Genomic DNA, 6,804 nt, shown 5'->3' with positions numbered 1-6,804 from the left:
AACGCACAATCCAGTCAGAAAGTCATCGAAGAACTTTCTGACGCTTTCCAGTCGTGGTTCGATCTACGACAGAAAGACGGCACGGCGAATCCGCCCGGCTACCGCAAACACGGCGATGAACGACCACGTAGTACAATCACGTTCAAAGCAGACGGCTTCAAACACGACCCCGAGAACAACCGCGTCAGACTCTCGAAAGGGTCGAACCTAAAAGAGAACTGGTCGGACTTCATTCTTTGTGAGTACCAGACCCGGCCAGACGTCGACCTCTCAGAAGTCACCAAGGTACAGAACGTTCGTGCGGTCTGGAACGGCGACGAATGGGAGCTGCACTTCGTCTGCAAAGTCGAACTCGAAACCGCGGATTCAGCAGGTGACGGCGTAGCAGGCATCGATCTCGGCATCACGAACATTGCTACGGTCGCCTTCCCGAACGAGTACGTCCTGTACCCCGGCAACTCGCTCAAGCAGGACAAGCACTACTTCACCCAAGCTGGGTACGATACTGAAGGTGAGAACGGCCCATCGGAGAAGTCGATGTGGGCACGGAGAAAGCTCGCTGACCGTGAGACACAGTTCTACCACGTTCTCACGGACGCCCTCATCACTGAATGTATCGAACGCGGTGTTGGCAGGCTCGCGGTGAGTTGGCCTGAAGATGTGCGTGAGTCTGATTGGGGCACGACGGGGAACAAGAAGTTGCACTCGTGGGCATTCGACCGCATCTACCAGTACCTCGCGTACAAAGGCGAGAGACGTGGCGTCGAGGTGCTGAAGGAGAACGAGTGGGACACGTCGAAGACCTGCTCGCACTGTGGCGACGACACGAAGTCAAACCGGGTCGAACGTGGCCTGTACGTTTGTTCGTCGTGCGAGTTGGTAGCCAACGCGGATTGTAATGGGGCGGAGAATATGCGCCAGAAGATAACTCCGAGTCCTCACGGAGAGGATAGGAGTAACGGCTGTGTGGCACAGCCATCGGTACACCTGTTCGACCGCGAGAGCGGGACGTTTCAGACGAGAGAGCAGGTCGTGTCGTAGACCAGCAAATATCCCACCTGCGGTACGGGAAGCCGCGCCGTCGTCGGGCTTTGCCCGACTGCTTGAGGGATCTCCGATCCCTCTCCGTTTACGGCGCGGAGGATGTCACTAAGTAGGACGGCGGTGTACCCCCCGCCGAGATGAGTGGGCCGAGTTCGCCGGTCGTCCTCGCGGGACTGTTTCTCGTTGGCGTCCTCCTCGTGATCTGGTGTGTCGAAGTGTTCATCGAGGCCGTCGCCCAGAGCGCGGTCTCGCTGGGCATCTCCGGGTTCTTCCTCGCCGTCGTCCTGGCCGGTATCGACCTCGAGAACGCCGTCCTCGGCGTGACTGCGGCGGTCGTCGACCTCCCCGACCTCGCGCTCGGGACGGTGTTCGGCGAATCGCTGTTCGTCCTCGCCGTCGCGGTCGGCCTCGCGGCCCTTCTCGTTCCCTTTCGGATCTCTGTGCCGCGGGCGTACCTGCTCCTGCTCGTTCTCGCCCCGCTCCCGGCGTTCGCGCTGTCGGTCGATGGATCGATCGGTCGGCTCGAGGGGCTGGCTCTTCTCGGCCTGTTCGTCCCGCTGTTGTCGTTCATGTTCTGGTACGAGCGCCGTACCGAGACGACGTATCTGCTCTCGACGGAGGTCGAAGAGGTCGTCGACCTCGAGGCCGATCCGAAACCGACCGCGGGAGCGGCGGACGGCGGTGACGAAGTCGTCCGACGAGGGCCGAACCTCGACCTCGACGACTTCGTCCCGTCGTTCGACGACCGGAGCGGTCACTTCGCCCTCGGCGTCGCCGTCCTCGCGGTGATCGGGATGACGATCGGGTCCGGCATCACGGTGTACAGCGCCGAGGGAATCTTTGTCACTCTCGGAATTTCGGAACTGGCGTTCGGCGCGACGGTGTTGAGTTTCATCGCGTCGCTCGAGGAACTCGCACTCACCGTCGAACCGGTCCGACAGGATCGGCCGGCGATCGCCGTTGGGAACGTCGTCGGAAGTACCGCGTTCTACATGACGGCCAACATCGGCCTCATCGCCGCTCTCCACCCGATCGGCACGGGTAGCGACGTACTGACGGTCCACTGGCCGTTTCTCGTCGCGAGTCTGCTCGTCGTGACGCTCATACTCGCGCTCGGTCGCGCCACGCGGCTCGGCGGACTCGCCTTGCTCGGCTGTTACGCAGCGTACTGGATCGCAAATTACCTGTGACGATGCCGTGCTTCGTTCCCCGTTCGTGAGACGGGATTCCGGGCGAGCGAGCCGTCCCGGGTCGAAAAGCGTCATTAGGAGTCAACAAGAATGGATTATGTGACCTGTGTTCGGGCAAGTCCGGCTTGTTCGGGGAACGATCGGGTCTGTTTATTGCTCGATATCGACATTACGAGAATCCGGTACGTGAGCGGATACGCGGGGCGAGAAACGCGAGACGCGATCCGGTATCGCGTACTGTACTACTATGACACGAAACGACGATTCCACACCGACTGTTTCGAGGCGGACGGTTCTGCGTTCGTCAGCAGCGCTTTCAGTAGCGGGAGTTGCACTGTCAGCCACGGCGCAGGAAGACGCGATCACCGGCGAGATCGAACTGGGTGCGCGGATAAGCGGCTGGGTCGGCCAGTCGCCTGAGGCGATCGCGGACGAGCGCAATCCGACGCTTCGGCTCGTCCAGGGTGAGACGTATACCCTGACGTGGGAGAACTTAGACGGTGCGGGCCACAACTTCAGCATCGAAAACGAAGCGGGCGACGAACAGTTCGTCGAGACGGAGATCGTCGCCGGGGCGGGCGAGACCCAGACCGTCGAGTTTACCGCCGAGGAAGGGATGGCCCAATACTACTGCCAACCCCATCCCAACTCCATGCGTGGTGATATCGAGTTCGTCGACGAGGGGGCCGACGGCGATGCGGCCGCGGCACCAGACCAGCTCATCGGCGACGGCCCGACCGTCGGCCTCGAGACGGTCGCCGAGGGGCTGACCGCACCGACGAGTCTGACGGTCGCCGACGAGGACGCCGACCGACGGTTCATCACCGATCAGACGGGGCGGATCTACGTCCACGGGCCCGACGGCCTCGAGGAGGAGCCGTTCCTCGACATCTCTGACCGGCTCGTGGAGTTCATGGAGTTTGACGAACGCGGCCTGCTCGGCCTCGCGTTCCACCCCGAGTTCGCCGACAACGGGCGCTTTTTCGTCCGCTATAGCGCCCCGTCGCGGGAGGGAACGCCCGACGACTACGATCACACGTTCGTCCTCTCGGAGTTCCAGACGGCCGACGACGACAACGCGACAGCCGACCCAGACTCGGAGCGGACGATCCTCGAGATCCCGGAGCCGCAGTTCAACCACAACTCGGGGAACATCCTGTTCGGCCCCGACGGCTACCTGTACCTCACCACCGGCGACGGCGGCGGTGCCAACGACGTCGGCACCGGTCACGTCGACGACTGGTACGACGACAACGACGGCGGCAACGGACAGGACACCGAGGAGAACCTCCTCGGCGGCATCCTGCGGATCGACGTCGATTCGGAGTCGGACGACCGGCCGTACGCGATCCCCGACGACAACCCGCTGATCGACTCGGACGCCGGACTCGACGAGTACTACGCGTGGGGCTTCCGGAACCCGTGGGGGACGTCCTTTACCGAGGACGGGCAGCTCCTCGTCGCGGACGTCGGTCAGGACCTCTTCGAGAGCGTCAACCACGTCCAGCGCGGCGGCAACTACAGCTGGAACGTCAAGGAAGGCACCCACTGCTTCAGTACGGACTCCCCACAGGAGCCGCCCGAGGACTGTCCGGACAGCACGCCGGACGACGTCAGAGGCGGCGAGCCACTACTCGAGCCGGTGATCGAGTACCCACACGAGGTCGACATCCTCGAATCCGACGGCGGCGAAGAATCAGCCGCGGACGGTGAAAACGGTGGCAACACGACGGAGAACGGCGAAAACGGCGGCAACGTGACCGACGCCGAAACCGACGACATGGCCGCCGATGCTGAAACCGACGACACCGGCGACGAGGGCGTCAGTAACGGCAATATCGGCGTCTCAATCACCGGCGGTCATCTCTACGAGGGCAGCGAAATCAGTGAACTCGAGGGCACGTACGTCTTCGGCGACTGGAGCATCGACGGCGAGAGCCCGGGAACCGTTTTCCTCGCGCGGCCGCCCGAAGGCTGGCAGGACGCCGATGGCGACGGTGGCGTTGAGGACATGTTCCTCGATCCGCCGGCGGACGACACGGCGGACAACGAGACAGAAGCTGGTAACGAAACTACAGCTGACAACGAGACCGCAGCCGACGACAAGGCCGAGGAAGAGGCCACACAGGCGGCCGGCCAAGACGGACTGTGGCCCATCGAGCAGATTCAACTCGAGGGCGAGGCGGCCGAAGACGGTCGGCCGAACGGCTTCGTCTACGCCTTCGGCGAGGACGCCGACGGAGAGATCTACGTCCTCACGACCACTACGTCGACGGTCGAGGGCGAAGGGGCGGTCCACCGGCTCGTCCCGGCCGATGGCGACGACGGCGAAGAAATGGAAGACGGAGACGGTGTCGAAACCGACGATGAGGCGGCTGCCGGTAACGAGACAGAGGCTGCCGACGACGAAACTGTAGCCGACAACGAGACCGAAATCGGTAACGAAACAGCGGCTGGCAACGAGACGAACGGAGAGTAACAGCGGCCGCCGCTATCCCTTTTTTCGGGACATCGCATCGGCCGCGAGGCTCTTGTTCGCTGGGTCGACTCGAAGAAAAGCGGCGTAGACGGGTCGACGGCGTTACTCCTGAAGCGAGAAGACGGCGATCGTGTTGCCTTCTTCCTCGACCTGGTTGCCGCCGCCGCCAGTGATCGCGACGTACTGTTTGCCTTCGTTCGGATCGTACCAGCTCGCCGGTGCCCCGTCGACGCCGTGATTACCGACCACGTGTGCGGCCAGTTGTTCGCCGGTCTCGGTGTCGAAGGCGTGGAGGTAGCCGCCGGGGCCGCCGGCGAAGGTCACGCCCGTCGCGGTCGTCAGCGAGCCGCCCCACGGCGGCCCCACTTCCCAGCTAAACCAGTTTTGCCACTTCACGTCGCCGGAGAGCGGATCAATCCCAGCGATCACGCCGGCGTTCTGGTTCCACTCGGGGACTTCCTCCTGCGCGAACTCTTGCGTGCCGTCGTCTTCCTCTTCGTCGTCCTCTTCCGCTTCTTCCTCCGCTCCATTCTCGCTTTCGTCTCCGTCATCACGCTCTTCGGGTGCGTGGAGGTCGTCGCCGCCGTCGGCCGTCTCGTTGCCGCCGACCGTCTCGTTCGCAGGTGTTTCGTCACCTTCGCGTTGCTCGCCGACTTCCGCCTCTTCTGCATCTGCCGGCACCTCTTCGTCTTCTTGCTCCCCGTCGTCCGGCTGCGTGGGTTCGGTCTTCCGCACGGTGTCCATCCCGATGTAACGCTGGCCCGCCTCGTACTCCGTCTCGAACCAGGAGAACTTCATCGGGTAGTTCGTTCCCTTGACGACCAGCGTCCGCGTCTCGGGATCGTACGCGCTTGGCTGTGGATTAGTCCCGCCGATGAGGTCGGGCATGATCCAGGGGGCGCTCTCGAGGTCGTCGTACGGCGGTAGGTTGAACGTGTTGAGGTGCTGGACGTACTCGTCGCTGCGCTGGTGGAGTTGGCCGGTCTCCATGTCGACCGTATACACCCAGCCGGTCTTGCCGGGCCACGTCGCGAACGTCCGCGTCTCACCGTCGACGTCTGCCTCAAAGACGACCGGTGGACTCGGCGAGTCGTAGTCCCACCAGTCGTGGGGCGAGTCCTGATGGTGCCACTGGTACTCGCCGTCTTCGGTGTTGACAGCGACCTTCCCGCAGGAGTAGGGATTCCATCCCGGTCTGACAGTGCCGTACCACGGCCCGGGATTGGCCGATGGAATAACGACCGTCCCGCTGTCGGGGTCGACTGCACCGGACGCCCAGGCGGTCGCACCGCCGTGTTGCCAGGACTCGCCGACCCACTCGTGCTCCGGAGTCATGTTGACGCGCCACTGCGGGGTTCCGTCTTCAAGGCTGATCCCGTCGAAGAAGCCGGAGACACCGAACTCGCCGCCGAAACTGCCCTTCATGAGCATCCCGTCGTAGATCAGCGGCGGGAACGACGACGTGGTGCCACGCGACCGCTCCCACCGGAGTTCCTCGTGCATGAGGTCGTCAGCGACTTCGCCGCGATAAGCGGCCGCACCGTTGTAGTACCACCGTTCTTCGCCGGTGTAGCGGTCGATCGCGATGACGCCGAGGTCGAGTGTGCTCTTGTAGACCGTATCGCCGAGAACGGCGGGGCCCCGTTCTGCCGGCGGCGTCGCGTCGGATGCGCCGACGTCGGGTCGATAGAAGTGTCGCCACAGGATCTCGCCCGTCCGCGCGTTGATCGCGTACAGCAGGTCCGGGCCGACCGTCGCGTACATGATCGGTGGATCGCCGTCGACGATGACCGGCGATCCCTGGAAGTCGTTCGGGTGGTCCGCGACCTCGAGACGATACTCGACCTCGAGATCACCGACGTTCTCCGGCGTGATGACGTCAGCCGTCGTGTGGCGCTGGGACTGGTACGAACCGCCCATGATGAGCCAGTTCGTCGGATCCTCGCCCGTTCCGGCGAGGTCCTCTTCCGTGACGTCGCGTTCGGGAATCTGGTCGGTATCGCCCTGTTCGACGACCGATTCACCCGGTTTCTCGTTCCACGGTGCGTCCTCCGGCAGATCGATGAGATGTGATTCGTAGGTCATGTGTGG

General features: G+C 63.3%; 4 protein-coding genes. 3 read left to right on the top strand and 1 reads right to left on the bottom strand.

Annotated features, from left to right (window positions below):
* From ACFR99_RS00325 to ACFR99_RS00315, 3 genes are all read left to right on the top strand, one after another.
* A partial coding sequence (locus ACFR99_RS00325) for an RNA-guided endonuclease InsQ/TnpB family protein (protein WP_390283174.1) occupies positions 1 to 1,041 on the top strand: 1,041 nt, incomplete at its 5' end.
* Positions 1,042 to 1,181: 140 nt separating this feature from the next.
* Complete coding sequence (locus tag ACFR99_RS00320; RefSeq protein ID WP_390283172.1) at positions 1,182 to 2,234, top strand: sodium:calcium antiporter; 1,053 nt, start codon at positions 1,182 to 1,184, stop codon at positions 2,232 to 2,234.
* Between the two features lie 247 nt (positions 2,235 to 2,481).
* Positions 2,482 to 4,713, top strand: coding sequence for a PQQ-dependent sugar dehydrogenase (locus ACFR99_RS00315; RefSeq protein WP_390283170.1), 2,232 nt, complete (start codon positions 2,482 to 2,484; stop codon positions 4,711 to 4,713).
* Between the two features lie 102 nt (positions 4,714 to 4,815).
* Here the strand turns inward: ACFR99_RS00315 and ACFR99_RS00310 are convergent, their stop codons facing one another.
* Entirely contained in the window at positions 4,816 to 6,798 is a 1,983-nt protein-coding gene (locus tag ACFR99_RS00310) for a pyrroloquinoline quinone-dependent dehydrogenase (protein WP_390283168.1), read from the bottom strand.
* Positions 6,799 to 6,804 lie beyond the last annotated feature (6 nt).

It is taken from the genome of Haloarchaeobius amylolyticus (genome assembly GCF_042678045.1).
Lineage (GTDB): Archaea > Halobacteriota > Halobacteria > Halobacteriales > Natrialbaceae > Natrinema > Natrinema amylolyticus_A.
The sequence above is the reverse complement of the archived record's forward strand: the minus strand, read 5'-3'. Positions and strand labels throughout refer to the sequence as shown.